This window comes from Methanobrevibacter sp. (assembly GCF_045539575.1).
Taxonomy (GTDB): Archaea; Methanobacteriota; Methanobacteria; order Methanobacteriales; family Methanobacteriaceae; genus Methanocatella.
In genome coordinates, this window is the sequence record NZ_JAZQFM010000052.1 from 1 (window position 1) to 24993 (window position 24993).

26 protein-coding genes are annotated in these 24993 nt (G+C 36.8%); 20 read left to right on the forward strand and 6 right to left on the reverse strand.

Annotation, left to right across the window (positions count from 1 at the left end):
- Nucleotides 1-16 precede the first annotated feature (16 nt).
- From ACKI30_RS06290 to hdrA, 6 genes are all read left to right on the forward strand, one after another.
- Nucleotides 17-304: a UPF0058 family protein gene (locus ACKI30_RS06290; protein WP_292742010.1), complete on the forward strand. Its 288-nt coding sequence runs from the start codon at nucleotides 17-19 to the stop codon at nucleotides 302-304.
- 169 nt (nucleotides 305-473) lie between these two features.
- The gene (gene comA / locus ACKI30_RS06295; protein ID WP_407410848.1) at nucleotides 474-1244 is read left to right on the forward strand and encodes a phosphosulfolactate synthase; all 771 of its coding nucleotides are present in this window, start codon (nucleotides 474-476) and stop codon (nucleotides 1242-1244) included.
- 53 nt (nucleotides 1245-1297) lie between these two features.
- Nucleotides 1298-2548, forward strand: coding sequence for a methanogenesis marker 16 metalloprotein (locus tag ACKI30_RS06300; protein ID WP_407410850.1), 1251 nt, complete (start codon nucleotides 1298-1300; stop codon nucleotides 2546-2548).
- 12 nt (nucleotides 2549-2560) lie between these two features.
- Complete coding sequence (gene hdrC, locus ACKI30_RS06305) at nucleotides 2561-3163, forward strand: ferredoxin:CoB-CoM heterodisulfide reductase subunit HdrC (protein WP_407410852.1); 603 nt, start codon at nucleotides 2561-2563, stop codon at nucleotides 3161-3163.
- On the forward strand, nucleotides 3160-4101 hold the full coding sequence (hdrB, locus tag ACKI30_RS06310) for a ferredoxin:CoB-CoM heterodisulfide reductase subunit HdrB (RefSeq protein WP_407410854.1): 942 nt from the start codon (nucleotides 3160-3162) through the stop codon (nucleotides 4099-4101). The genes hdrC and hdrB overlap by 4 nt, the downstream gene beginning before the upstream one ends.
- A complete protein-coding gene (hdrA, locus tag ACKI30_RS06315) occupies nucleotides 4098-6404 on the forward strand; it encodes a ferredoxin:CoB-CoM heterodisulfide reductase subunit HdrA (protein ID WP_407410855.1) in 2307 nt (768 codons plus the stop codon). The genes hdrB and hdrA overlap by 4 nt, the downstream gene beginning before the upstream one ends.
- Nucleotides 6405-6471: 67 nt before the next feature.
- Here hdrA and comE read toward each other — a convergent pair whose 3' ends face one another.
- Together comE and comD are read right to left on the reverse strand one after the other, a co-directional pair.
- A complete protein-coding gene (comE, locus tag ACKI30_RS06320; RefSeq protein WP_407410856.1) occupies nucleotides 6472-7014 on the reverse strand; it encodes a sulfopyruvate decarboxylase subunit beta in 543 nt (180 codons plus the stop codon).
- 4 nt (nucleotides 7015-7018) lie between these two features.
- Entirely contained in the window at nucleotides 7019-7510 is a 492-nt protein-coding gene (comD, locus tag ACKI30_RS06325) for a sulfopyruvate decarboxylase subunit alpha (RefSeq protein ID WP_407410858.1), read from the reverse strand.
- A gap of 195 nt (nucleotides 7511-7705) precedes the next feature.
- On the opposite strand from comD, the gene cofH reads away from it, so the two are divergent.
- Nucleotides 7706-8848 carry a 5-amino-6-(D-ribitylamino)uracil--L-tyrosine 4-hydroxyphenyl transferase CofH gene (gene cofH, locus ACKI30_RS06330; RefSeq protein WP_407410860.1) on the forward strand — a complete coding sequence of 381 codons (1143 nt, stop codon included), beginning with the start codon at nucleotides 7706-7708 and terminating at the stop codon, nucleotides 8846-8848.
- A gap of 12 nt (nucleotides 8849-8860) precedes the next feature.
- A complete protein-coding gene (locus ACKI30_RS06335; protein WP_407410862.1) occupies nucleotides 8861-9433 on the forward strand; it encodes a thymidylate kinase in 573 nt (190 codons plus the stop codon).
- Nucleotides 9434-9435: 2 nt separating this feature from the next.
- Here the strand turns inward: ACKI30_RS06335 and ACKI30_RS06340 are convergent, their stop codons facing one another.
- Together ACKI30_RS06340 and priS are read right to left on the reverse strand one after the other, a co-directional pair.
- The gene (locus tag ACKI30_RS06340) at nucleotides 9436-9690 is read right to left on the reverse strand and encodes a hypothetical protein (protein WP_407410864.1); all 255 of its coding nucleotides are present in this window, start codon (nucleotides 9688-9690) and stop codon (nucleotides 9436-9438) included.
- A gap of 1 nt (nucleotide 9691) precedes the next feature.
- The gene (gene priS / locus ACKI30_RS06345) at nucleotides 9692-10669 is read right to left on the reverse strand and encodes a DNA primase catalytic subunit PriS (protein ID WP_407410866.1); all 978 of its coding nucleotides are present in this window, start codon (nucleotides 10667-10669) and stop codon (nucleotides 9692-9694) included.
- A gap of 87 nt (nucleotides 10670-10756) precedes the next feature.
- On the opposite strand from priS, the gene ACKI30_RS06350 reads away from it, so the two are divergent.
- Nucleotides 10757-11272, forward strand: a complete 516-nt coding sequence (locus ACKI30_RS06350; protein WP_407410868.1) for a hypothetical protein — start codon at nucleotides 10757-10759, stop codon at nucleotides 11270-11272.
- Here ACKI30_RS06350 and priL read toward each other — a convergent pair.
- Nucleotides 11262-12593 carry a DNA primase large subunit PriL gene (priL, locus tag ACKI30_RS06355; RefSeq protein WP_407410870.1) on the reverse strand — a complete coding sequence of 444 codons (1332 nt, stop codon included), beginning with the start codon at nucleotides 12591-12593 and terminating at the stop codon, nucleotides 11262-11264. The genes ACKI30_RS06350 and priL overlap by 11 nt on opposite strands.
- Nucleotides 12594-12819: 226 nt before the next feature.
- Between priL and metG the strand changes: the two genes are divergently transcribed.
- Genes metG through ACKI30_RS06380 form a run of 5 tightly spaced genes read left to right on the forward strand, consistent with a single transcriptional unit; the run spans nucleotide 12820 to nucleotide 18599 of the window.
- The gene (metG, locus tag ACKI30_RS06360) at nucleotides 12820-14811 is read left to right on the forward strand and encodes a methionine--tRNA ligase (RefSeq protein ID WP_407410872.1); all 1992 of its coding nucleotides are present in this window, start codon (nucleotides 12820-12822) and stop codon (nucleotides 14809-14811) included.
- Between the two features lie 12 nt (nucleotides 14812-14823).
- Nucleotides 14824-16401 (forward strand): DUF530 domain-containing protein, encoded by a 1578-nt coding sequence (locus tag ACKI30_RS06365; protein WP_407410874.1) that lies wholly within the window; start codon nucleotides 14824-14826, stop codon nucleotides 16399-16401.
- Between the two features lie 7 nt (nucleotides 16402-16408).
- Complete coding sequence (locus ACKI30_RS06370; protein WP_407410876.1) at nucleotides 16409-16873, forward strand: hypothetical protein; 465 nt, start codon at nucleotides 16409-16411, stop codon at nucleotides 16871-16873.
- Nucleotides 16874-16909: 36 nt separating this feature from the next.
- Entirely contained in the window at nucleotides 16910-17926 is a 1017-nt protein-coding gene (locus ACKI30_RS06375; protein WP_407410934.1) for an MraY family glycosyltransferase, read from the forward strand.
- Between the two features lie 4 nt (nucleotides 17927-17930).
- On the forward strand, nucleotides 17931-18599 hold the full coding sequence (locus ACKI30_RS06380) for a 2,5-diamino-6-(ribosylamino)-4(3H)-pyrimidinone 5'-phosphate reductase (RefSeq protein ID WP_407410878.1): 669 nt from the start codon (nucleotides 17931-17933) through the stop codon (nucleotides 18597-18599).
- A 135-nt stretch (nucleotides 18600-18734) separates the two neighbouring features.
- Here the strand turns inward: ACKI30_RS06380 and ACKI30_RS06385 are convergent, their stop codons facing one another.
- Nucleotides 18735-19400, reverse strand: a complete 666-nt coding sequence (locus ACKI30_RS06385; protein WP_295160507.1) for a histidinol phosphate phosphatase domain-containing protein — start codon at nucleotides 19398-19400, stop codon at nucleotides 18735-18737.
- Between the two features lie 65 nt (nucleotides 19401-19465).
- On the opposite strand from ACKI30_RS06385, the gene ACKI30_RS06390 reads away from it, so the two are divergent.
- The 6 genes from ACKI30_RS06390 (at nucleotide 19466) to ACKI30_RS06415 (ending at nucleotide 24953) form a co-directional block, all read left to right on the forward strand.
- The gene (locus ACKI30_RS06390) at nucleotides 19466-20689 is read left to right on the forward strand and encodes an FprA family A-type flavoprotein (protein WP_407410880.1); all 1224 of its coding nucleotides are present in this window, start codon (nucleotides 19466-19468) and stop codon (nucleotides 20687-20689) included.
- A 110-nt stretch (nucleotides 20690-20799) separates the two neighbouring features.
- On the forward strand, nucleotides 20800-21306 hold the full coding sequence (locus tag ACKI30_RS06395; protein WP_407410881.1) for a flavodoxin: 507 nt from the start codon (nucleotides 20800-20802) through the stop codon (nucleotides 21304-21306).
- Nucleotides 21307-21645: 339 nt separating this feature from the next.
- The gene (locus ACKI30_RS06400) at nucleotides 21646-22788 is read left to right on the forward strand and encodes an RNA-guided endonuclease InsQ/TnpB family protein (protein ID WP_407410882.1); all 1143 of its coding nucleotides are present in this window, start codon (nucleotides 21646-21648) and stop codon (nucleotides 22786-22788) included.
- Between the two features lie 246 nt (nucleotides 22789-23034).
- Entirely contained in the window at nucleotides 23035-23580 is a 546-nt protein-coding gene (locus tag ACKI30_RS06405; protein WP_407410884.1) for a flavodoxin family protein, read from the forward strand.
- Nucleotides 23581-23605: 25 nt separating this feature from the next.
- Nucleotides 23606-24451, forward strand: coding sequence for a pantoate kinase (locus ACKI30_RS06410; protein ID WP_407410886.1), 846 nt, complete (start codon nucleotides 23606-23608; stop codon nucleotides 24449-24451).
- Complete coding sequence (locus tag ACKI30_RS06415) at nucleotides 24444-24953, forward strand: SAM-dependent methyltransferase (RefSeq protein ID WP_407410888.1); 510 nt, start codon at nucleotides 24444-24446, stop codon at nucleotides 24951-24953. The genes ACKI30_RS06410 and ACKI30_RS06415 overlap by 8 nt, the downstream gene beginning before the upstream one ends.
- Nucleotides 24954-24993 lie beyond the last annotated feature (40 nt).

Here is a 24993-nt window from a genome sequence, read left to right on the forward strand (position 1 = left end):
AATGGGTTAGATATATATGTACAAAGACGAAATGATTCAATTACATCAATTTTTAGTATACGTTCTAAAATATTTAGCAGAAGATGACCAAATAACCAATGATTGCAGTGAATATATTACTCTAAAAATAAGCCCTCACCACATCCACAAGACAAAGGCTGAACATAAACATGCCATATTTGTTTTGTGTAAAATCATCGCACAAGTTGTTGCTGATAAGGAAAACAGTTCCATTCCTGAAAATGTTAGAAATTCCTTATCTGATCTTGTTAAAAGGTCTGAAGAAGAGATTAATGCACATTAATTTCTCTTATTTTTTTTACTATTTTTTTTTAATTTATTATACTCGTTATTTTTTTTAATTCTTTATATAACACCCTTTTACCGCCTTTAAAAACCAAAGGGTTAAAAATATTTAAATACTATTATTCAATATTATTATTTAAAAAATTAAAATTAACACACGTGATATTTTGAAATCTTTTGAATTTTTATCCAAAAAAAGAGAGGAAAAACCTAGAAGTAAAGGAATTACAATGGTTTTGGACAAAGGTTTAGGCCTTGAAACTGCAGAAAGTTTAATGAACATTTCAGGAGAATATGTTGACTACTTGAAATTCGGTTGGGGAACATCCATTGTCCATGAACAGGAAATTATCCAAGCAAAAGTTGAAATGTATAAATCACATGATATAACTCCTTATACTGGAGGCACACTGTTTGAACTGGCTTATATGAACGGAAAATTGGAGGATTTTTTCCAGGAGGCTCATGAATTGGGATTCCCTGCAATAGAAATATCCGACGGATCAATCACTATTCCTCATGATAAGAAGGTTGAATGCATCAGATTAGCAAGGGAAAACGGATTCGAGGTATTGTCCGAAGTGGGTAAAAAAGACCCGAATCTTGATAAGGAGTTGAGTTTGGATGAAAGGATTCAATACATGCAGGAAGAATTGGATGCAGGATCATCTCTAATTATTGTTGAAGCAAGGGAAGGCGGAAAAAACATAGGCATATTTGACAAATCCGGAAACGCTAAAGAGGATGAAATCGACTATATCCTTGATAATTTTGACGGCAGCAAATTGCTGTGGGAAGCACCAAACAAGGACCAGCAGGTATTTTTTATCCTCAAATTGGGAAATACAGTTAACCTTGGAAACGTTTCCAGTGACGATATCACTTCTCTTGAAACCTTAAGGAGAGGTTTAAGAGGAGACACAGTTGGAAAAATTTAAGATTATTAAAAACTCGGGCTGAATTCAATTAATAATAAAAAGAGGGTATTAAATTGACTAATAGAACAATTAGCCAAATCAATGAAAAAATTGAAAACGGCGAAGCAAACATATATACTGCAGAAGAATTTAAAAAACTCATTAAAAACAATGATGCTCCCAGTTTTGATGAGGTTGATGTTGTAACATGCGGTACCTGTGGAGTGATGAGCGGAACAGCCGCAATACTGAATTTCATTGTCTCACCTCCTGGTGAATTCATAAGGGCAAATGAAGTTTACTTAAATGGCGTTCCGGCATATGCAGGGCCATGCCCGAATGAATGGCTGGGTTCAGTTGATGTTATTCTTCACGGAACCGCCCATTCAATTCATGATGAAAGTTATGGGGGAGGATTTTTACTGAAGGACCTTCTTGAGGGCAACAAAATAGATGTGAGAGTTGAAAGTGCAGACGGAAAAACAATAGAAAATACCATTACTATTGAAGACATTACCCGTGGACAAATCATAGGTGCAAGGATGGCATTTAAAAACTATACTGCATTCACTAATCCGAATAGGGAACCGGTCAGCTCAATTTTTGCAGCGACACCACTTGAAGGCAACTTGAGAGGACTGACATTTTCAGGCTGTGGAGACCTGAACCCGCTTCAGAATGATATTCCACACAATGTAATTAAGGAAGGCTCAAAAGTACTCATCAACGGTGCACAGGGATATGTCCTTGGCGATGGAACAAGGTCAAGCGCTGAAAAGCCAAATCTCATGTTATCTGCTGATTTGACAAAAATGGATCCGTATTACATCGGAGGATTCAAGACAGGTCAGGGCGGGGAAATCTACGATACCGTGGCCATTCCAATACCTGTTTTGAATGAAGAGATATACAATAATCTCATGGTAACTGATGATATGGTTGACATTCCTGTTGCAGACATCAAAGGACGTCATCTGCCATTGGATGAGACAACCTATGCTGAACTTTGGGGAGAATATGATTTAAGGCCTCAATATGACAGGGCTAAATGTAAGGGTTGTGACAGTTGTATTGTAGAGGAAATATGTCCTACAAATGCATTTGCAAATGAAAGATTGAATCTTGCATACTGTTACGGATGCGGAATGTGTGCCAATTACTGCAGAAATGATGCCTTTGACATGGATACCGGAAGCGTTGATTTAAACATCAACGGCCGTGATGTTAATGTTCCGATAATATGCAGACAATCTGACAGGCTAAGGGGAAACAAATTATCCTTAAAATTAAAGAAAATGATTGAATCAAAGGAATTCGAATTGTAGTGAGGTGGGATTTTGTCCAGCCAACAGAAGATTACAGATTCACCAATCGATTTTGCAGTGGAAATTATCAATGATGTCAAAAACTCAAAAGATGAAGGGGTTTTAAAATGCGTTCAATGTGGAATGTGCACATCAACATGCCCTGCTGCAAGACACTCCGATTATAACCCTCGTGAAATTATAGAGAGGGTGTTGGACGGTGACGAAACAATTTTAAAAGACGATAACATCTGGAATTGTTTTTACTGTTACACCTGCCACAGCGTTTGTCCTGTGGGAAACAGCGTATGTGAAGTAAACCAAATTCTCAAACAGATTGCAATTGAAAATCAAATAGGCTATGAAAAGCTATATGAATATATGGGATTTGCCGATTCATACTTTACAGCGGCAATAGGTGCAATTCCAGAAATATTCTTCACAGACATTGACCGTGATGTTCCGGGATGGTGGGATTTCAGACAGCATTTGGATGAAATCAGACAGGAACTTGAACTGGATCCTCCGTTAATGCCATCAGAAGAGGTCATTGATGAGGTAAGTAAAATATTGACAATAACTGGTTTTAAAGCTAAAATTGAAAAAATAAGAGCTTCACAGGAGGCGGAAAAATGAAGAACGTTCCTGATAAAGATATCTTGCTTTTTAGAAGTTGTCTTGTTAGTGTAGAGTATCCCGGTGTCGAAGCATCAACAAAATTCGTATTTGATAAGCTGGGAATCGATTATGCAATTTCAGACAAGCAAACCTGCTGCACAGGTCTCGGCCATTATTCCGATGTGTTTGACCAGATTGACACTTCAGCAATCGGTGCAAGGAATTTCAAAATAGCCCGTGAAATGGGCCGTCCGAATCTGGTCATGATGTGTGCAACATGTTATGCAATCAACAAGAAATCTGTTAAGCTGCTCAACAAAAAAGATGATTTGAGAGAGCACATTAACAAGCTATTTGACGATAACGGATTGTCTCATTTAAAATATGAAAAGGATGACTTAAAACCTACAGAAAACATTTTTCATGTAGTTGACATACTTTACGGCAAAAAGGATGAGATAAAAGACCATATCAAATATGACCTGAGCGGTTATACAATAGCCACTCACCACGGATGCCATTACTGCAAGGTGCATTATGAGGATACCATCGGTGGGGTGAGAGATCCGAACATAATGGATGAGATTATTGAGGAATGCGGCTGTAGGACAATTGGCTTTTATGACCACAAGAGAGCCACCTGCGGGACAGGTTTCAGACAGAGATATTCCAATCCTGACTTGTCTTTTACAGCCACTGCAGATAAGATGAATGCAATAGCAGATGAGGACGTGGACATTCTGGTTCACCTATGTCCTAACTGCCATATTCAGTTTGATAGGTATCAGCATTTGATAGCTGAAAGGGAAGGCAGAAAATTCAAAGCTATACATTTGAATATTACACAGTTCATTGCATTGGCTATGGGCGGAGATTTGGACAAAGTTATTGGGCAAAAAGCACATACTGTACCGATAAATTCAATTATTAAGGAGTTAAAGGAGGTTGAAAAATGAGGGATGATTTGAAAGTTGGCGTGTTTTTATGTGAATGCGGAGGAAATATAGCAGATATTGTTGATTTGGACAAGGTCAGAGAGGAGCTTGATGTTGAATTCATCGGCCAGTTTGAAAACTTATGTTCATTAAATGGCCGTAAAATTATCAGGGATGCAATATTTGACCATGATTTGGACAGGGTTGTGGTTGCGGCATGCTCACCGATTTCTCATGAAAAAACATTTCAGGACTATGTAAAACCTCTAAATCCTTATTTGATGGATATGGCCAATATACGTGAACAGTGTTCTTGGGTTCACTCAGATAAAGAAAAGGCAACACACAAGGCCATAACATTGATTAACGCATCAATAGAAAAGGTGAAACAATCCGATGCAGTAGATCCGATTTACTGTCAGACTCCTGATGAAGTTGCAGTTATCGGTGGTGGAATTGCCGGTATGAATGCAGCATTGTCCCTTGCAAAGCAGGGAACCAAAGTAACATTGATAGAGCAGTCCCCTTCAATCGGTGGGCATATGGCAAAAATAGGTAAGGTGTTCTCTCCGGTTAAAATCGCTGAAGAGTGTGGAATGTGTCTTTTAAATCCTATTTTAAACGAACTTGTCTGGAATGAAAACATTGAGGTTTTAACAAATACCAAGGTCATTGAGGCGGAAAGGCGTGCAGGAACATATAATCTGATTTTGGAAAAATCTCCAAGGTATGTTGACACGGAAAAATGTATTGCATGCGGAAAATGTGCTGAAGCGTGCGAAGTTGAAGTTCCTAATGATTGGAATGACAATCTCTCAATGAGAAAAGCTATTTACAGGCCATTTGGGCAGTCTTATCCTGAATCATATGTAATTGACATGGACAACTGTACAAAATGCAGTAACTGTGTTAAAGTGTGCACTATGAGAGCAATCAAGCTTAGGGGAAAACCGGAAAGGATACCTCTGCAGGTTGGTTCAATAGTTGTTGCAACAGGCCATAAGCTGTTTGACATGGAAAAGCGCCCTGAATACGGATACACAAGATATGATGATGTGATAACACAGTCCGAATTGGGCCGTATTACTGGTGTTAACGGTCCGACTAAAGGAAAACTCCTTAAATCAAATGGGGAAGTTCCAAAACGTGTCGTAATGATACAGTGTGTTGGTTCACGTGATGAAAAGCCTGATGGGCACAGGTACTGTTCAAAAATATGCTGTACAGTGGCCTTAAAGAATGCAAACATCATCAAGCACAAGTATCCTGATACTGACGTATTAATCTGCTACACTGATATCAGAACTCCGGGAATGTTTGAGAAATACTACAAGCACACTCAGGAAAATGAGGTCAGGTTCCTGAGGGGCCGTCCTGGTGAGGTAGTTAAAAAAGGAGACAACTTCATTGTCAGAACTGAGGATACTCTCAAGGGAGAATTTGTTGAAATTGAAGCTGATATGGTAGTGCTTTCAACAGCAATGGAGCCTTCAGACGGTACAAAAGAGATTGCTGATATTTTAAATGTCGGTGTTACTGAAGATGGATTTATCAAGGAGTCACATCCAAAAATCAAGCCGATAGCTACTGATGTTCAGGGAATATTTGTATGCGGAACCGCTCATGACCCGAAAGACATCACAGATTCAATCATGCAGGCAACAGCCGCCGCTGCAAAAGTCAATGAATACAACTATGGTGGTGTTGAAATAGAACCGTTCATAGCGGAAATCGACACTGAAAAATGTATAGTTTGCGGTGAATGTATAGAGCGATGCAAATACAAGTCCATGAGTGTACAGAATGACCAAATATACATTGACCCTATGAGCTGTACAGGATGCGGCAAATGTCTGAACGGATGCAGGCAGAGGGCCATTACCGTAAACGGTAACATTGATGAAAAGATCATGTCGACCATTAATGGAGTATTGTCTAAAAAACAAGATGGCGAACGCATGATTTTAGTATTCCTTGACAATATAGGCTATACTGCTGCCGATAATATTGGTGTAAATAGGATGTCATATCCGGAATCAATACATATCATTAAGGTAATTTCCGTAAATCGTGTAAGGCCAAGACATATCAGACATGCTCTTGAAAACGGTGCGGACGGAGTATTCATCGGTGAATTCCCAGGAGATTTAATGTACGACGAAGTTGAACGTAAAATCCAAAGGGCTAAAGATAGAATTGCGGAAATGGGTCATAATCCTGATAGAATTGCCTTTTCCAAAGTGTATATTCCGTATTTCTCAGGACTGGCTCGCAAGTTCAATGACTTCGATGAAAAGATTGCCGAGTTGGACTCATCCAAATAGTAAAATAAGTTTAAATGAGAATCTTTTGGATTCTCATGAATATTTTTTTTTAAAATTAAATTTACAGCTATTTTTCAATAGCTTTCATGAATCTGTTTTTGATGGTTATCGGATCCAAATCGATGATTGGCGCTTTGGAATTTCCAGGTTCTGTTTTATAGACAATAAAGCTGGCATCATCACTGCCGATGATTTCCTTTAAATTAATCTCGCTAAAATTATAGCTGTTTTTAAATCCTACGCTTTTTGCAATATCAACAAGGTCCAATTTTTGGGCGTAGGTGTCCTGATTTCCGGTTGAGCCGTAAGCGCCGTTGTCAATAACAATCCATGTTAGGTTTCTTGGTTTATTTGCAAATATTGTTACGAGTGAACCCATGTTCATTAAAAGAGACCCGTCTCCGTCAATGACAACAATGTCCTTATCATCTCTGGCCAAAGCCAGTCCAAAACCGATTGATGATGCAAGACCCATTGATCCGATCATATAAAAGTTTTCGTCCCTGTCGTTTATCTCATACAGTTCTCTTGAAGGAAATCCGATATTGCAGATAATCAGTTCATCGTCAATATATTCCATTATTTCGTAAATTGCTTCGAATCTTGCCATATTATCACCAATATTTAATTTCTAAAAGTATGCTAACAGGTTTTCCTTCTTCATTAGACAAATCCCATGCTTTTTTAACGTCTACATAAGCTCCTTCAGGGTTTGCAGGTTTGAAAAAATTAAAATCCATTGCCTCAAGGATTCTTGGTGTTGACTCGCCCATAGGGACCTGTCCGCAGATGTTTTCCCCTTCAGTACCTCTGTGACTCATTATCATCAAAAGAGGAAATTCATATAATTCCATCAGTGACTTGAGTGCGTTGATTGAGTTTCCAAGTCCGGAATTCTGCATTAGGATTGCTGGGCTTTTCCCTCCAAGATAAGCTCCTGCACAAATTCCGATTCCCTCCTCTTCACGGGTAACTGGGATATGGGTAATTTCTGAATCGTCATCAATCATGTTTAGTAATTTTGATAAGTTTACGCATGGAACACTAACAACAAAGTCAATTCCACAGTCTTTAAGACTATTGTAAATAGCTTCACTACTGTCCATAATATCACATTTTTTTGTTTATGTTTTTAATATAGTGAGATATATTATAAAAATATATTTAAATTATCAATTTTCATTTAATTTATAATTTTATGAATATATTTGTCATAATCTGCAATATCTTAATGTACATTTTCATACATTTGATTTAATTAATAGTAACCTTTTTATTTAACTTTTTACTTATATATATTCATGTTTGATAAACTACCAATTTCTTCTAAAACAGAAAAGATTTTAACCAAATCTTTGGATGAGCAAATCACTGTTGAAGAAGCAAATCATTTAATGAATATAAAAGGTGCAGATTTGTATCCTTTACTAGCAACTGCTGACTATTTACGACAAGAAATCGTCGGAGACGACGTTACATTCATTAATAATTGTAATATCAATTTTACAAACATTTGTACTGTCAGATGTGGATTCTGCGCATTTGGAAAAGATGCCGATGACCCTGAAGCATACATTTTAAATGACGAGCAAATCTTGGCTAAAGCCCAAGGCGCTGTAGAAAAGGGAGCTCATGAGTTCTGTGTAATGGGCGGAGTGCTGCCTGATGCTGACATTGAATATTATGAGCATTTAATGCATTTGCTGAAGGATGAATATCCGAATGTCATGATTCATGGATTTTCACCAACTATGATTAACGATGCATGTCTGGTTTCAGGAATAGATATTGCTGAAGGATGTGAAAGACTTCGCGATGCTGGTCTTGATACACTTCCTGGAACTGCTGCTGAAATATTGACTGACAGGTCAAGGGATTTGATTTGTCCTGAGAAGGTAAGCGTATCCGAATGGGTTGACATTGTAAAGACAGCTCATGAATGTGGAATTCCGGGCTCAGCTACTATCATGTACGGGCATGTGGAAACTTTAGAAGAAAGGGTAGAACATATTGATGTTATTAGACGTCTTCAGGAAGAGACTCACGGATTCACTGAGTTTATTCCAATGACTTTTATGCATGAGTACTCTCCAATCTTTTTGGAAGGCCAATCAGATTTGGGAGCTACTGGAACTCAGGATTTAAAATTATATGCGGTTTCAAGATTGATGCTTAGGGATCTGATTCCTAATATTCAGGTTTCATGGGTTAAAATGGGATTCAGATTTGCTCAGGTTGCTTTAACTGCAGGAACCAATGATTTGGGAGGTACCTTAGGTGGAGATGAATTGTCAGAAGCTTCAGGTGCGCCTGATGGAGTTGAAGCATCTATTGGAACTTTAAGCAGAATGGTTGAGGATTTAGGAAGAAAACCAATTGAAAGAAATTCCAAATATACTGAGTTCTATCCAATTGATGATGCAATTGGAATGCACTCAAAATAGACAAGTGATGCTATGAATAAGTTTATTGTTATTGATGGATTGGACGGTTCAGGAAAGGACACTCAGGTTAATATGCTTGCTGATGCATATGAGAAGAAAGGTCGCAGTGTCATTGTCCGCTCTCATCCATGTTCTGACAATAAATTCGGTAGAAAATCAAAACAGGCATTGCTTAAAACCGGAAAATACAATAAAATTAAAGCTACTGTTTATTTTGGACTTGATGCAATCCGATCAGTTCAAATGTACTATTATAATAAGGATGTTGATGTTGTAATATTTTCAAGATATATTCTGGCAGTGATGTACCTTCCAAATGTCGTAAACACAATCGTATATAAGATTGTTGCGTTCATTCTTCCAACATCAGATTGCATGTTCTTTTTGGACATCACTCCCGAAGAATCCTTAAGGAGAATAGGTGCCCGTGATGAGGAAACTGAAATGTTTGAAAATATAGACTCACTGAGAGAAAATCGCCAAAAATCAAAAAAATTTACCTATAACTGGAACGTGGTTTCAGCGGATGACGCTCCGGAAATAATTTCAGAAAAAATAAAAGCAAAGTGTTTCCAGTCCGATTAGTTTTAAAACACTTTTTTAATGCCGTCACTTGTAATAATCATCATTGAGTTTAGGTTTTCCAATACTATGGAAACGATTGGATGGGTTTGAATATCCTTATGCATGAATATCGCTTCATTTTCAACAATATCAATCCAATTGACATGGTATATGACAACGCCATTCACGATCAATCCCAGATATTCCGGAATGAATCTGCTTTCGGATACCTCTTCAAAATACTGATTTTTACGTAGAACTTCTCTTAAATCATCCATTTTAAACACCTTTTCTTTCATAAACAAATTTAGGGACGGCCTTGTCAAAAGGATCAAATGTTTCCCTGTTTTTGACTTCCATACATTTCATGCTGACCTTTGAGTGGAGTGATGAAGGAAGTCTTAAAATCCTTTTCAAGTCGATTGACACTTTGGCATCGATTGTTGCAAGATTGACCCTTGCCATTGCTTCAACAAGATTTTTATACCTTCTAGGGCCGATATCCTTTTTGAAAAGTCCCCAGTTGTCATTGTCCAGGTGATGTCTTGAAGCGATGATGTCCTTCATTAGCTTAGGGTTGATTCCGTCGAGCTTTTCATTTCCCACAAGATGTTGAATATTAAACTTAACCTTGTCTGTGAATATTTTGGAATATCCAATAGGAATTGAGAAATGCTCAAAGTTAAAGCTTTGGTTTGAAATTTCAGAGTTTATAAACTGTGATTTTGGAACTTCAGCACCTGCAGCGTACTTAAGCACTTCAGAGCGTAGTTCACTGTTTGCAAGCATCATTTCCTCATCCAAAATTCTGATGTGGTAACCCCTTCCTGAATAAATCAGATGGATATTCTTAAGGCCCAAATCACCTTCCAAAGTATCAATTAGAGTATTAACTATTTCTAAAGCTTCACCAAGGCATATTTCACATACTCCATCGCACTGACAGGACCTTATAGGTATGTCTTTTGCATCAACATCGAAAATGTATTCTGCCTTTAGCCAATCTTCTCTTCTTCTTGGATTGTTATAGAAAGCTACAGAGATATAGGCTGCAAAAGGAGCCTTATATCTTAAGAATTTTCTCAATGATTCAGTATTGCTGAAGACTTTATATCTGTCGTTAGGACCTCTTCCGTTATGGTCAAAACCGAACTCCCTTTTTTTAATGTCGGTTGAAATGAATTCCGGCAGGTCTTTAGGGTCCCATTCCTCACGATAATATTGTCTTCGCTCTTTGATTGTAGCTTTAGAAAACATGATTAATAGTTTATTTTTAAAGTATATATTATTTGGGCAAGCGTGATTTTGCACACTTTTATTAGTTATGTAAAATAATATAATTACATGGAAGATTTTGTTGAAGTTATAGGAGTTGAACATCTAAAAACAGTCCTGTCAGGATTGTCTCCTGAAGAAATCATTAAACCTGCTTATGACAATTGGATGCCTGGCATTAAAACAGGCCACACTATTGTAAATTTGGAAAACGGTAATGTTTACGGTTTAGGAGTGGACTTTAATGAGCTGCATTTGGCCACTGAAATATACATTGAGTTATTTACTTTAAAATTCGATGAGTGTCCAATCAATGAAGAGGAGCTTTTTTCACCTCATGAATATGAGGAATTTTTAGAGTTCAGCAGCGATGATCCATGCGAATACATTCCGGACATTATCACTGATTTTTGTGAAATGAAGGGCATTGATGAACATGAGAGAAAAATCGGGTTATTGGCTTATAACTTTGAAAAAAATGAGCAGGCCAACTACAACATGTGGGAATCTAAAATATTAAATAAGTATTATGATGCAATCTATGAGGACCACAATCCGTTCAAGTTTTCACAATCTACTCTTTAGGAGCTTCCTTGTCCAATTGGAATTTTTTACGTCCGTAACAGGATAAAGGATTGTTTATTCCTTTGCATGACTTGTCGGGATGGCACAGGTGTGGAAGGTGAATCTTGATTTTCTCACAGCTCATAGGAGTGTACCATTTTGTTTCGCCTTCATGATTGATGTCTATTCTGTCATGCATTCCAAAGCCTAATTTTGATATGATGTTTATTTTTTCCTGTGGTTGGTCTTCAAATAATGGTGGTGTACAGTTATCTGCAGCATCAAAAATCAAAGGCAAAATCTCATTTTCAGTAATTGACAGGTCAGGGTCCATATCAGATACCTTAACGCTTTCATCTGATGCAAATATTCTTGGATAAAGTCTGGCATATGATGCGAATGATGTAAGCAGAAGTACAATTGCATCGTTACGTCCTCCTGATGACACTCCATCAACGGTTGCCTTAATGCATGGTGGAAATGCATCCGGATTTAATTTTCCAGCCTGAACTGAACCGAACAGTCCTCCGCTTCCTGCATAATACTGATTGTATTTGCTGATTTCTTCAGGGATGAAATCCTTGAGATCTTCACCTATCTTTATGATAGCAGGGTGAATTTCGATTCTTGCTGACATCTCCTTGATTCTTGCAATGTATTCTTCAGTCTTTTGCATGACAAGTCTTGAAAGTATCTGTTCCTTAACGCTGTCTCCAATAAGGATTCCATACATTCTGTCAGGGCTTCTGTCGGTAAATTCTGATGCGAACCTTTCCAAAAAGTCGTCCTGTTGAAGAATAACGTCTCCGTTGTCAATAAGCAAATCGGTAAGCTTGAGTTTTTTGGATGCCACTACATCCCTTAGGGATTTCCAGTGTATGGCTCCGTCCACTTTAACTTCATCTAAAACTTCATCAATTATTTCAGCTCTGGTCATTGGAGGTATTTTCGCCAATCTTTCTAAAATCAGTGTTCCCTGTGATTCAACGAATAACCTGGTTTCGCGTGAACCTGTATTGAACTGAATAGCTATTGCCTGGCATAAAATGTGAAATATCACTACATCCTGCATGAACAGATCTGAATTTGTCAGGTATTCGAATTCAGCCTGTGTAAAATTCTTATTGTTCTTTTTCTCAATTGCCCATTGCATGCGTTTCATTGCATAGTCAGCATAGGATTTTGGAATCAGGGAATCATCAGATATCCTTTGGTTTGTTGTATGTGTAATGGTTTCTATTAATGACTCGTCTTCATCAAAAATCTGGTTCAAATCACCGTATTGTCTGATGATTTGTCTTCCTTCGTTGGACAACGGATTGATATAGGATACTTCAGCCATGCTTTTAACTTTTTATTTTATATATTAAATAGCTATCTCATTTTTTAATGCAATTTTGAATTGGTTTTGAAAAGTTGTGTGAAAAAGATTTTATCATTATTTTTCAGTTATTTAATTTTAATTTCAATTTCAGTACTTCATGTTATAACACTGTTAAAAATATTACTTTATTATATAGGAATAACATAATTATATCATGTTTAAAATAATTGAGGGGATAAATTAAATGTCAAAAATTTTTATTTCATGTGCACTTCCTTATGCAAATGGACCATGTCATTTAGGCCATATCCGTTCCACTTATCTGCCTGCAGATATCTATGCAAGGTATAACAGGATGATAGGCAATGACGTGCTGATGGTCTGTGCTACTGACGAGCACGGAACTCCAATTGCTGTTAAGGCAGACAAAGAAAAGAAAAAACCTATTGAAATTTCTAAAAGGTATCATGACATGATTGTCAGTGATGTTGAATCAATGAACATCTCACTGGACAATTTTACAAGAACTACAGATGAAGCTCACTATGAGATTGCTAAAAATTTCTTTAAAAAGCTATATGATGACGGATACATCTATAGGGAGGATATCCAACAGCTGTACTGTCCGAAATGTAACAAGTTCCTGCCGGACAGGTATGTTGAAGGATTATGTCCTGTTTGCGGATCTGAAGCAAGAGGAGACCACTGTGAAAAATGCGGTAAGGCTCTTGACCCGACAGAGCTTGATGAACCGCACTGCATTACCTGCGGTACAACTCCAGTAATCAAGGACACCTTCCAGTATGCATTCAAACTTTCTGAATTTGAAGATGACCTTAAGGAATACATTAACGGCAATGAAAACTTGCCTGCAAACGTTAAAAACTATGCATCCAACTGGTTGAAAGAAGGATTGAATGACTGGATTTTAACCCGTGATATGGATTGGGGTATTCCAGTACCATTGGATGAGGCAAAAGGTAAAGTATTGTACGTTTGGATTGAAGCATTCTTAGGTTACATCTCATCAGCATCACAATGGTCAAAGCAATCCGGCAGTAAATGGGAAGAATATTGGAATGACTTTGTAGTTCATTTCATAGGTAAGGATATCATCTACCACCACTCAATCTTCTGGCCGGGACTTCTTAAGGCATACGGCTGCAAGCTGCCTGACATGATTTATGCAGGTGAATTCCTGTCCCTTGAAGGCGAAAAGATGTCAACAAGTAAAAATTGGGTAATCTGGATTGCTGATTTCGTAAAAGATTATGATCCTGACCTTTTAAGATATTATCTGACAATCAACGCACCTTTAAACAAGGATTCAGACTTCTCATGGGATGATTTCCAAAAAAGAAACAATGATGAATTGGCAGATGTAATTGGAAACTTCCTTCACAGAACATTTGTATTCACCAAAAAACAATTTGACAGTAAAATCCCTGAATATACAAATCCGACCGAGGAAGATGAGGAATTCAGATTGGCTATTGAAGCGCTTCCGGACAATGCAGGTGAATACATAGCGAACTTTGAATTTAGGGAAGCATTGCTTGAAATATTCAAGGTCGCTAAAAAAGGAAACAAATATTTCAATGATGCAGAACCATGGAAGGCAGTCAAGGAAGACAAAGTCAAAGCGGCAAACTGCCTGCACTTATCCAATCAATTGGCTAAAACCTTGGCCTACATGTTAAAACCGTTCCTTCCAACAAAAGCTGATAAAATTGCTGAAATCATGAACCTTGGAAGTTTGGATAATTGGAATGATGCAAAAATTGCATTGCCTGCCGGCCATGAAATCAATAAGGCCAAACCTTTATTCAAAAAAATTGATGATGAAGAAATCGATGCTCAAAAAGCAAAATTACAGGAAAATTTAAAAGAAAATAATGAGGATGAAAATATGAGTGACTTAATTAGTATTGATCAGTTTGATGAAGTTGTAATTAAAATAGGACAAGTAAAAGAAGCGGAAAAAATCGAAAAATCCGATAAATTATTAAAATTGCAAGTCGACATCGGCGAAGAAAAACCAAGACAAATCGTTGCAGGCCTTGCAAAATTCTACTCACCTGAAGAGTTAATCGACAGAAAAGTATGTGTTGTAGCTAACCTACAGCCAGCAAAACTGTTCGGAACTTTATCCGAAGGTATGATTTTAGCTACCGGAGAATCCGGAGCATTACTTTCCCCAGATGAAAAAGGAGAAGTCGGTGAAAGAATTCAATAAATCTTGATTTAAATGGAAGAATCTGTCCTGGTAAACAAAGCCGAGAACTACTTAAAAGAAATTGCAAATGATTCAATTAGTCTAGTTGATATTGATGATTTTGACAATTTCAAAAATCTTTATTTTAAGCTAGTTGACAGATTAGACTATTTACAGAAACTTAAAGATGACATGGATGCACAGGGATACACCACCCCTTTCACATCCTTAAACAGATACGGAACCAAATCAGGTTCAGATGTATCATTGGAGGAAGTTGGTGAAAACTCTCGTCACAATCAGATATTCAGGATGAGAGCTAATTCTAAAAAGAACATTTTGGACAGAGTGAAATCAGCTATTGACTCACACAAGATTGCTATTGGAAATCTCGAACAGTTCGGATATGTGAAATGCAATAACTGCTATAAGAAATATTCAATGGATGAGTACCGCCAACGCGAAGCGAAATGCAGCTGTGGCTCACAGGGTTTCACATTTAAAATCAACAGGGAAGCTACTTTTAGACTGGAGATAATCCCATACCTTCCGCTTTCAGGAAACTACATGGTTTTGATGAGTCAGTTTTCCAATTATGGAAGGGAATCATTTAAACAGGTATTGAACATTTTAAAACAGGAAAGAAAAGGTGTTGTAAAGACAATTTCACTGGTCATTAGATTCAGGGGTAAAAACAATCGTCTAATCAGGAAAAACGTTTCTCTAGGTTCTGAATATGTCAATAACTATGAGGAAGAGGTCAGACGCATCTATGGACGAAACGTCAGAATTGAGGCCTTGAGATTCCACAGAACCAAACCTGCAATCATCGATGACAAGCATGCAAGGACAGCTCTTGCAATTGCATATGTAAAGTATGGTGAAGAAATCATTGATAACATCAAGGATGACATTTTAAAAAGAAGACTGACTGATTTTAAAAGATTGAATAAGTATTATGAGATAATTTCAAAATATGAAAATGAAACTCCGGATTTCATTGACAAGTATGATTTCAATGCCATTGAAAAATGGAGACAGACTCAAATCACAAATGAATTTGTCAAGTTAAATTATGCCGACAGGTTCGGTAACCTGAAAAGATCCCTCAATCGTGATATAAAGATAAGGGATTCAATTTATATTAATACATTTAAAAACATTGCAACAACTTTGATTATATGGGATATTTTCAGATATTACATGACCACTTCCAACAATGCCCGTAAAATCACATCAGGTCCTTTCCCTTATATCAGGGTGGAGCTTGACCGTGAACAGAGGAAAGTGTTCCAGACAACCTACACAAAGGTTATAGAGACATTGAATAACTTTACAGACATCAAGATAATGTCAGTTCCCGAAATGGATCTCTTGCTGTATGAGAAATTCAAATTCGAAAAGCAGTCAAGAAGCTCCAATATCAAATTCAACTATGTGGCATTGGGCGCAGCATTGATATGCCAAAACTCTGACATTGCAATTGATGAAATATGTAATGCATTCAATATCAATGCCTCAAGAGTTAAAAAGGAAATCAAGCATATTGACCAAATCAGAAATCCGAAAAGTGACAAATCCAAAAAATTCCTGGATTTAATTAAAAAATAGTGATTTTATGGATGAGGACGTAACAACAATTCATATTACAAAGGCCCTTTCATCTTCAATGATTGTGGAGCTGATAGAGGAGTATCCGAACCTCTCAATGATAACCTGTTCTCCAAGCGTTTATAACAGAACCTCAAAAACATATATTGATGCTTTAGAGCAGCTCGACATTGAAGTTGAGAAAAAATATAACTGGGGAGCCAAATCACAAACCGAAGGGATTGAATTTGAGGTTTTAAAACTGTCAAATGATGGTTTAAAACCAAAAGAAATAGCTGAAAAGTTAAACATGACTTTAAATCGTGTTTATTACCTTTTAAGAAAAAGCAAAGCTACTTTTGACAATAGAAAACGTAAATACAACCACACTGAAATTAAAAACCTTAAAGCTGATGGGTTATCTGCAAAAGAGATTTCTGAGAAATTGGATATTCCATTAAGAAGTGTTTATTACATTTTAAATAAAAAATAATTACTTTTTTTAATAATGAGTATTAAATATTTAACTATGATGATTCTACCGCAATTGCCTTTATATGTGATAGCAATAATCTGTGGATTACTTTCCTTTTTTGTAACCAGATTATTCATGCCGAAGATTATTAGAAAATTAGAAGAAGCTGACATTGTTGGAAAAGACATTCATAAGTCATGGAAACCTGTTGTAGCGGAAATGGGTGGATTCGGAATCATATTCGGTTTTGTAATCGGAATGTTTTCAGGAATTTACATGCATGACCTTCTTGCATTTCCGTTGATTGTTGTTCTGGTTGTAATATTGCTTGTGGGAATGATTGGAATTCTCGATGATTTGCTTGCGCTTTCATCAAGGTCCAAGTTCTTCTTGCTTTTCATTGCAGGTCTTCCTTTGATGTGGGCGGCACCTCCTAATGTAGGTATTTTATATTTAATAACCATTCCGATAGCTCTTTCAATCGGATCAAACCTGACAAACATGCTTGCAGGACTAAACGGTATCGAATCAGGTTTAGGCGTTATTTCAATGGCATCACTGACAATAGCATGTATAATTCTAGGAAAATATGATGTAACAATCATTTCCATGAGTATGCTCGGTGCATTGCTTGCATTTTTATACTTCAACAGATATCCTGCTAAAATTTTCCCTGGAGACACAGGAACATTGATTATCGGTGCAGCTATCGTATGTATTGCGTTTATTGGTAGGGTCAAACTGATTGCATTAATCGTATTGATGCCAAACATCATTGATGCGGCATTGAAATTCTATTCTGCTGGTGTAATGAACCGTTCCCAGCAAAAACCGACACAACTTAATGATGAAGGAAAACTTGTAAGGCCTGATGTCGGTTTCAAATCATTGATAAGATTAATTTTAAGAAAACCTATTGCCGAAAAGGATGCAGTTAAAATAATATGGGCAATTGGAATTGCATTCGGAATTCTTGGAATCATTGTGGCATTGGTAATGCCTGGAATGCTTGAAAGCAAAACACTGATGAACTTCCTGCAGATAAAAGAGATGTTCTATCATTTAGGGTGATTGAATGAGGCCATATGTGATATTGAATGCGGCAATGACCCTGGACGGAAAGATTGCAACCGCTACCGGAAGCTCCAACATTTCCGGTGAAGAGGACCTCAAAAGAGTTCATGAAATCAGAAAGGACTGTGACGGAATAATGGTTGGAATCGGAACAGTTCTGGCTGATGATCCTCGTTTGACAGTTCACAAAATCAATGCAAGGCCTGAAGACAATCCAGTCCGTGTTGTGGTGGACAGCAAATGCAGAACTCCGATTGATGCGAGAATCACAAATTCTGATGCAAAGACAATAATTGCCTGTGCAAATGAATATAAGGATGAATTCGTTAAAACTGAAAAATATGAAACCTTCAAAAAACGTGGCGTCAAATTCATGTGGTGTGGCGATAAAAGGGTGGACTTGAGTTTGCTTATGAGCTATCTTCATGAGGAAGGAATTGATAAGCTGATGCTTGAAGGAGGATCCACACTAAACTTCTCTATGATTAAGGCAGGTCTCATTGATGAGATAAGCATTTGTATAGCTCCTATGGTTGTTGGCGGTGCAAATGCAAAGACTTTCTTCGATGGAGAAGGCTTTGACACTATGGATGAATCCGTAAAATTAGAGTTGATTGATTCATTTTCCTTAGGAAAAGACTTAATTTTAAGATATAAAGTTTTAAAATAATTATTTTTTAATTTAGACAAAAAGTTGTCTGAGTATGTAATTGCTGTTATTAAACAAGTAAATTTATTAAATAAGGATTTGGAGATTGCATCAACTTAATGGAGTTTTCAAGCAATTAATCCAATTCCAAAACAATTATAAGATTCCTTTTGATTTTAAAAGTTGGCGAGGATTGTCAACAAGGGCTTTCATAGCTTCATCATGGCTCAATCCAGCACCTAATGCAACTTCGTAGGACTTTTCAAATGTAATCAAGTCGCTTGGTGCATGGGTATCGGTGTCAACCAAAAGGTTGTTTCCAACTTCACGTGCAATGTTTGCAACATGCCCGTTTCCGAGACAATGTCCTTTACGTGCTGAAATCTCAAGATAAATGTCATTTTCTAAGGCAATTTCCGCCTCTTCTTTGGTTATCAAACCAGGATGGCCTAAAATGTCAACATGTTTTGATTCAACAGCTGCCCTGTTGGTTCCTGGTGTCACTGGTTCATTTAATGTTTCACCGTGAACGACAACTATTTTTGCTCCAAGCTGTTTTGCTCTTTTTGCAATGCCGTCAATTGATTCGCATGGTGCATGGGTTACTTCAGCACCCAATACGACGGTTATGTCCCAGTTTGCGTTTATATCATCAATTGCATCCTGGATTGCAGGTATTGTTTCAACATTTGACCAGTCGACATGGTCTGTAATTGCGATTACTTCGTGATTTAGTTTCAATGCTCTTCTTGCAAGTTCGGATGGCAGTAGTTCTCCATCGCTGAATAAACTGTGCATGTGTAAATCGATTCTTTTGTTCATATAATAATTTATATAATACGTAGAATATATATTTATATAACTTAAATTTTTTTGAGGTTATGAATATGAAAGCAAAAGCTGTAAAAATGGCAGACGGTGTTTACTGGGTTGGAGTACTCCACTGGAACAGCAGAACCTTCCATGGATATGGAATTCCAGGAACCACCTACAACGCATACATAGTATTCGGTGAAGAAAAAACCGTATTAATCGATAATGTATACAGAGGAATGTTCGAACAGTTTGATGCAAGAGTAAAAGATGCTTTCGAACAAGAAGGAAAAGAATTCAAAATTGACGTATTTGTTCAAAACCACTCAGAAATGGACCACTCCACTTTTTTACGTGAAACAATTGAAAAATACAATCCCGATGCAGAAATCTATGCCTCTGCAAACTGTATCAAATTCTTAGAAAATCAGTATCACAACTTCTCAGACCTGGAAATCAATGCAGTAGCAACCGGTGACGAATTGGATATCGGTGGAAGAACCTTGAAATTCGTATCAGCTCCAATGCTTCACTGGCCTGACAGCATGTTCACCTTCTTAGCTGAAGAAGGAATTCTGTTCTCCAATGATGCATTCGGACAACATGTATGTCACTCCAAAAGATTTGACAAAGATTATTCTTTAGATTACTTACTTAGGGAAGCTCAAAAATACTATGCAAACCTGGTTACCTTAGGTTCCCCAATGCTTAGAATGAAATTAAACGAATTGACCGAAAACGGTCTTTTGGAACAAATCAAAATGATTGCTCCATGTCACGGTCAAATTTGGACAAACCCTGCTCCAATCGTTGAAAAATACTCCGAATGGGGATCAGGTGTATGTAAAGACAAAATCACAGTTATTTATGATACAATGCACCATTCAACCGAAAAGCTTGCATACCAAATTGCTGAAGGTATCATGAGCGAAGGTGTTGAAGTTGAAATGTACTTCATGCAGGAAGACGGTCCTGATGATGTCATTACCGACATATTGGACTCCAAAGCTATTGCATTAGGTGCTCCAACAATGATGAACAAGCCGTTCCCAAGAATCGGTAACATGATGTACTGGTTGGACTGTGTAAACTTCAAAGGAACAGGCAGTGAGAAAAACGCTTTAATCTTTTCATCCAAAGGATGGGGTGGAGGAGCTGTTGCAAAACTCCAACGTGACCTTGAAGAAGCAGGATTCACTGTAACTGACACTTTGGATGTTTTGTTTGTGCCTGATGAAGATGTTTTAGCAGAAGCATTCGAAAAAGGTGCAGAACTTGCTCGTTCTATAAAAGAATAGTTTTTTAACTATTTATTTATTTTTCTTTTTTTATTTAGATAATAATTGTTGCAAGTAGCAACATTTATATATTAGATATTGATTAATATTATTTTAATAAGGTGATTAAAATGGCAAGTTTAGTTATTTACTTTTCAAGAAACGGTGAAAACTACTTCGGTGGAGAACTTAAAAACATTGAAAAAGGAAACACTGAAGTCATTGCTGAATACATTCAGGAATTTGATGGTGCTGATTTATTTAAAGTCGAACCGGCAAATGAATATCCTGCAGATTACATGAAATGCATTGATGTTGCCAAAAAGGAACAGCAAGCAGATGCAAGGCCGGAAATCAAGGAAACTCTTGAAAGCATTGATGATTATGACACAATCTATATTGGTTTTCCAAACTGGTGGGGAACATTGCCAATGCCAATGTTTACCCAATTGGAACAGCTTGACTTTGCTGGAAAAGTAGTTAAACCATTCGTAACTCATGAGGGATCAGGTTTTGGTTCATCTCAAAGGGATTTGGCAAAATTATGTGATGGTGCTGAGATTAAAAAAGGTTTATCAATTCCTGGCGCTAATGTCTATGATGTAAAAGACACTGTAAAAGCATGGATTGATGAGTAATCAATTTTATCTTAAAAAAGCGAGAATACCTCGACTTCTTAAGTCGAGGATGAATCGCAAGTTTAGGAGTACTTTTATTTTTACTAGTTTTCTGTATTTATTTTTCTAAAAACACGCTTTTTATTTGTTATTTGTTTTGTATTTTTTATTCGGCATACATTTTTCTCTATTTTTTTCGGGGTCGGAGAATACTTGTCAAATGCTCTCACATAATTTGTTTATATATAGTGTGTATTAATTGTATATTATAACCTGTAAATGTCTTTTTTTCTTTTGAAGAAAAGTAATAATATGGGTTGTTTTTGGAATGTAAATAAAAATAATGGTTGTGTTGATTTTATGGATGAGCGGACTATTGGTGTTGTGGTTAGAATTCTTCCTAATAGTGAGCAGCGTGAAGGATTTCATAGAAATTTCGGTTGTGTACGTAAAGCCTACAACGAAACCCTAGGTAAATACAATGCATTATATGAAAAGGATGATAGTATACAGCCTACTTATACTTTCTTGAATAAGTTGATGATGGAATCTAAAAAAGCATTGCCGTATCTGGATGCTATGGAATCTACCAGTTTACAGCAGGCAATAAGAGATTTAAGCTGTGGATTCGATAATTTCTTAAAAAACCCTCATTTTAATTATCCTAAATTTCACAGCAAAAAAGAAAACCGCAACAGCTTCAGACAAACCATACCTTCAAACAAGAAAATCATAGACAAAAATAAGTTATCTTTGAGAATATATGGCGAAGTCAGGTTCAGAACCAGTCCCAAATACCGTGAACTATTGAATAGCAGTGATATTAAGTTTAACAATATCACAATAGCATATGACGGCATACATTACTATGCAATAATCAACATAACCACAGATTACTCAGAACAATTACCATTAACAGGAGATAAAATTGGCTGCGACATCAATTCCAACATTAACGGCTGGCTAGTAACAAGCGACGAGGTTAAAGAGTTTTTCGATATAAATCATGAAAACCAAATGATAAAACACGTAAACCGACTAATGTCAAAATGCAGAAAACTAAGCCGCCGATGGAAAAAATTACAAAAAAGACTGCAAAAATGGTACAACAAAAGAACACATAAACTCAATGATTATATCGAAAAATTAACATATAATCTGGTAAAAGACTATGATACCATTGTTTTCGAAGAAAATTACGCCACTATCAAAATCCTGATAGGAGGAGAACAAAACATGGTCTTTCCACTATCACAGTTCATACAACGACTAAAAAACAAATTTGAAGTGTACAAACCTGATGCAGAGGGAGTAGTGTTTGTTGATGCTAAAAATACCAGTAAAACATGTCATCACTGCGGACACATAAACAAGGATTTAGATGTTAAAACAAGAAACTGGATTTGTCCAAAATGCGGTGAAGAACTTGATAGAGACGTAAATGCCGCAATTAATATATTGAACCGGTGGTGCCCCGGGGATAGCCTAGAAAATACTCAATAAACCGATTGAGTGAAAAAAAATAATCTAGGAATCCTCGCCTTCTATAAGGCGAGGTTGTTCAATTTTTTCATTGTTTACATTGCATTGTTCCTACCATGCATTAGAAGAGTTAAAAAACAAAAATAAACATTTTAAGGAGTTTTAATTAACTCATATCTTTTTCTTTTTTTAAATATAATATATCCACAATTTTTTAGTAAAATTTATATGCCTTTCTTAAATTAATTAATAAGCGAGGTAGTTAATATGAAAATTTTAGCTTTTCAAGCAAGCCCTAGAAAAAAGGGAAACACTAATCGTATTTTAGATGAAATGATCAAGGGTGCCGAAGATAACGGCCACGAAGTCATAAAATATTATTTGCAAGATTTGGACATCAAACCGTGCAGCGGTTGTGAAATCTGTGCAAAAGGCAAGGACTGCAGATATGAAGATGATGGAGCGGAAATCATCAATCAGCTTGCAGATGGAGCGGGCGTGATTTTAGCTTCCCCAATATACTTTGGACAAATGACTGCACAGGCAAAAACAATAGTTGACAGATTTTATTCAATTTTCAACAATCCTGACAAGAAATTTAACGGAAAGGCAGCAATGATTTTCACCCATGCTTATCCAGATAAAGACATATACCAAGATTACATCAAACTCACGGAAACACAACCCTTCTTAAACAATACTGAACTTGAATATATTGAAACATTGGAAGTAGCCGGTGTTAAATTCATTGGTGATGCAGATAATGCTGAAGAAGACCTTAAAAAAGCATATGAGATAGGTCAAAAGTTTTAATTAATTTAAAAACATATTATTTATCATGTCAAATTCAGTTTTTGTACCGGGCCACATTACCGGCTTTTTTACAATAGAAAATCATGAGATAAAACTGAAAAACGGTTCATGCGGTGCCGGATTTTTACTTTCTAAAGGTGTAAAGACAACAATATCTCCTTGCGATAAACTCATAATTGATGTAAATCAGGGAGATAAAACTGTAATTGATGAAGTCTTATCCATTTTGGAAATTGATACTAATTTTAAGATTACTCAGGATATTCAGCTTCCGATTGGAGCGGGTTTTGGAACATCCGCCGCATCGGCCTTAAGCCTGACCTTGGCTCTAAACGAATTTTTGAATCTTGGATACTCCGATGAGCTGTGCGGTCAGATTGCACATATGGCTGAAGTAGATTTGGGAGGCGGCCTTGGCGATGTCATTGCGCAGACAGGAAAAGGACTGGTTTTAAGGACAAAACCGGGCGCTCCGGGAATAGGTGAGATAAAATCATTTAATGAAAATGTATTTATCGGATGGAAAACCTTTGGAAGAATTGACACGTCAAGTGTAATACGTGATTCTCATCAAAAGGAGGTCATCACCTCTGCCGGCGGGAAATATCTGGGACTCTTTGAAGATGACCCTTCAGTGGAGAATTTTTTGGATTTTTCATTGAAGTTTTCCCAGGATATAGGATTAATGTCAGATGAAGTGAAAAATCTAATTGATTATTTTAATTCTTCGAGTGATATTTTAGGTAGTTCCATGGCAATGTTGGGAAATACAGTATTTGCATTTGCATATGATGAAGATGTGCTCAAAAACCTAAACGTTGAAAACTTGAATATAGATGAACTTAACAACATTGGGATAGTTTATGATTAAACTCAGTTATAATGTAAAAAACTATAGGAAAGATCTTCAGGATTTAATTGAAGATGGTGATGTGGTAATTGAATTGGGCTGCCATACAGGAGGTACAACACAATTGATTGCTGATAAATGCAGTGTTATTGCTGTAGATAACTCACCTGAGGCCGTTGATGAAATGGCAAAACTTGATGTTGAGTTTATTTCAGGTGATGTCAGGCTTCATGATGTTATTGCAGAAGTATTCAAAAAGGTTCAGAAATGTGATGTTCTTGCAATTGATCTGGGTGGAGGATATCATCCAGACACAGTCTTTAAGGTGTTCTACATTTGGTCTTCCACATTCAAGCCGAAACACACTGTAATAAGAAATCGTGGACTTCTGGAATTTTTCAACTCAGCTAAAAGCAGCGGTGAAGATTATTTCAGCGAAGAGGGTTATCTTGAAAGCTATCATGATTCAGGCATTCCTCCTCAAATCAAGGAATTTGAATTGTGGACTCCTTCCCTAAAATAATGAATAGTTTTATTTTTTTAAAATATGTGTCCAATTAAAA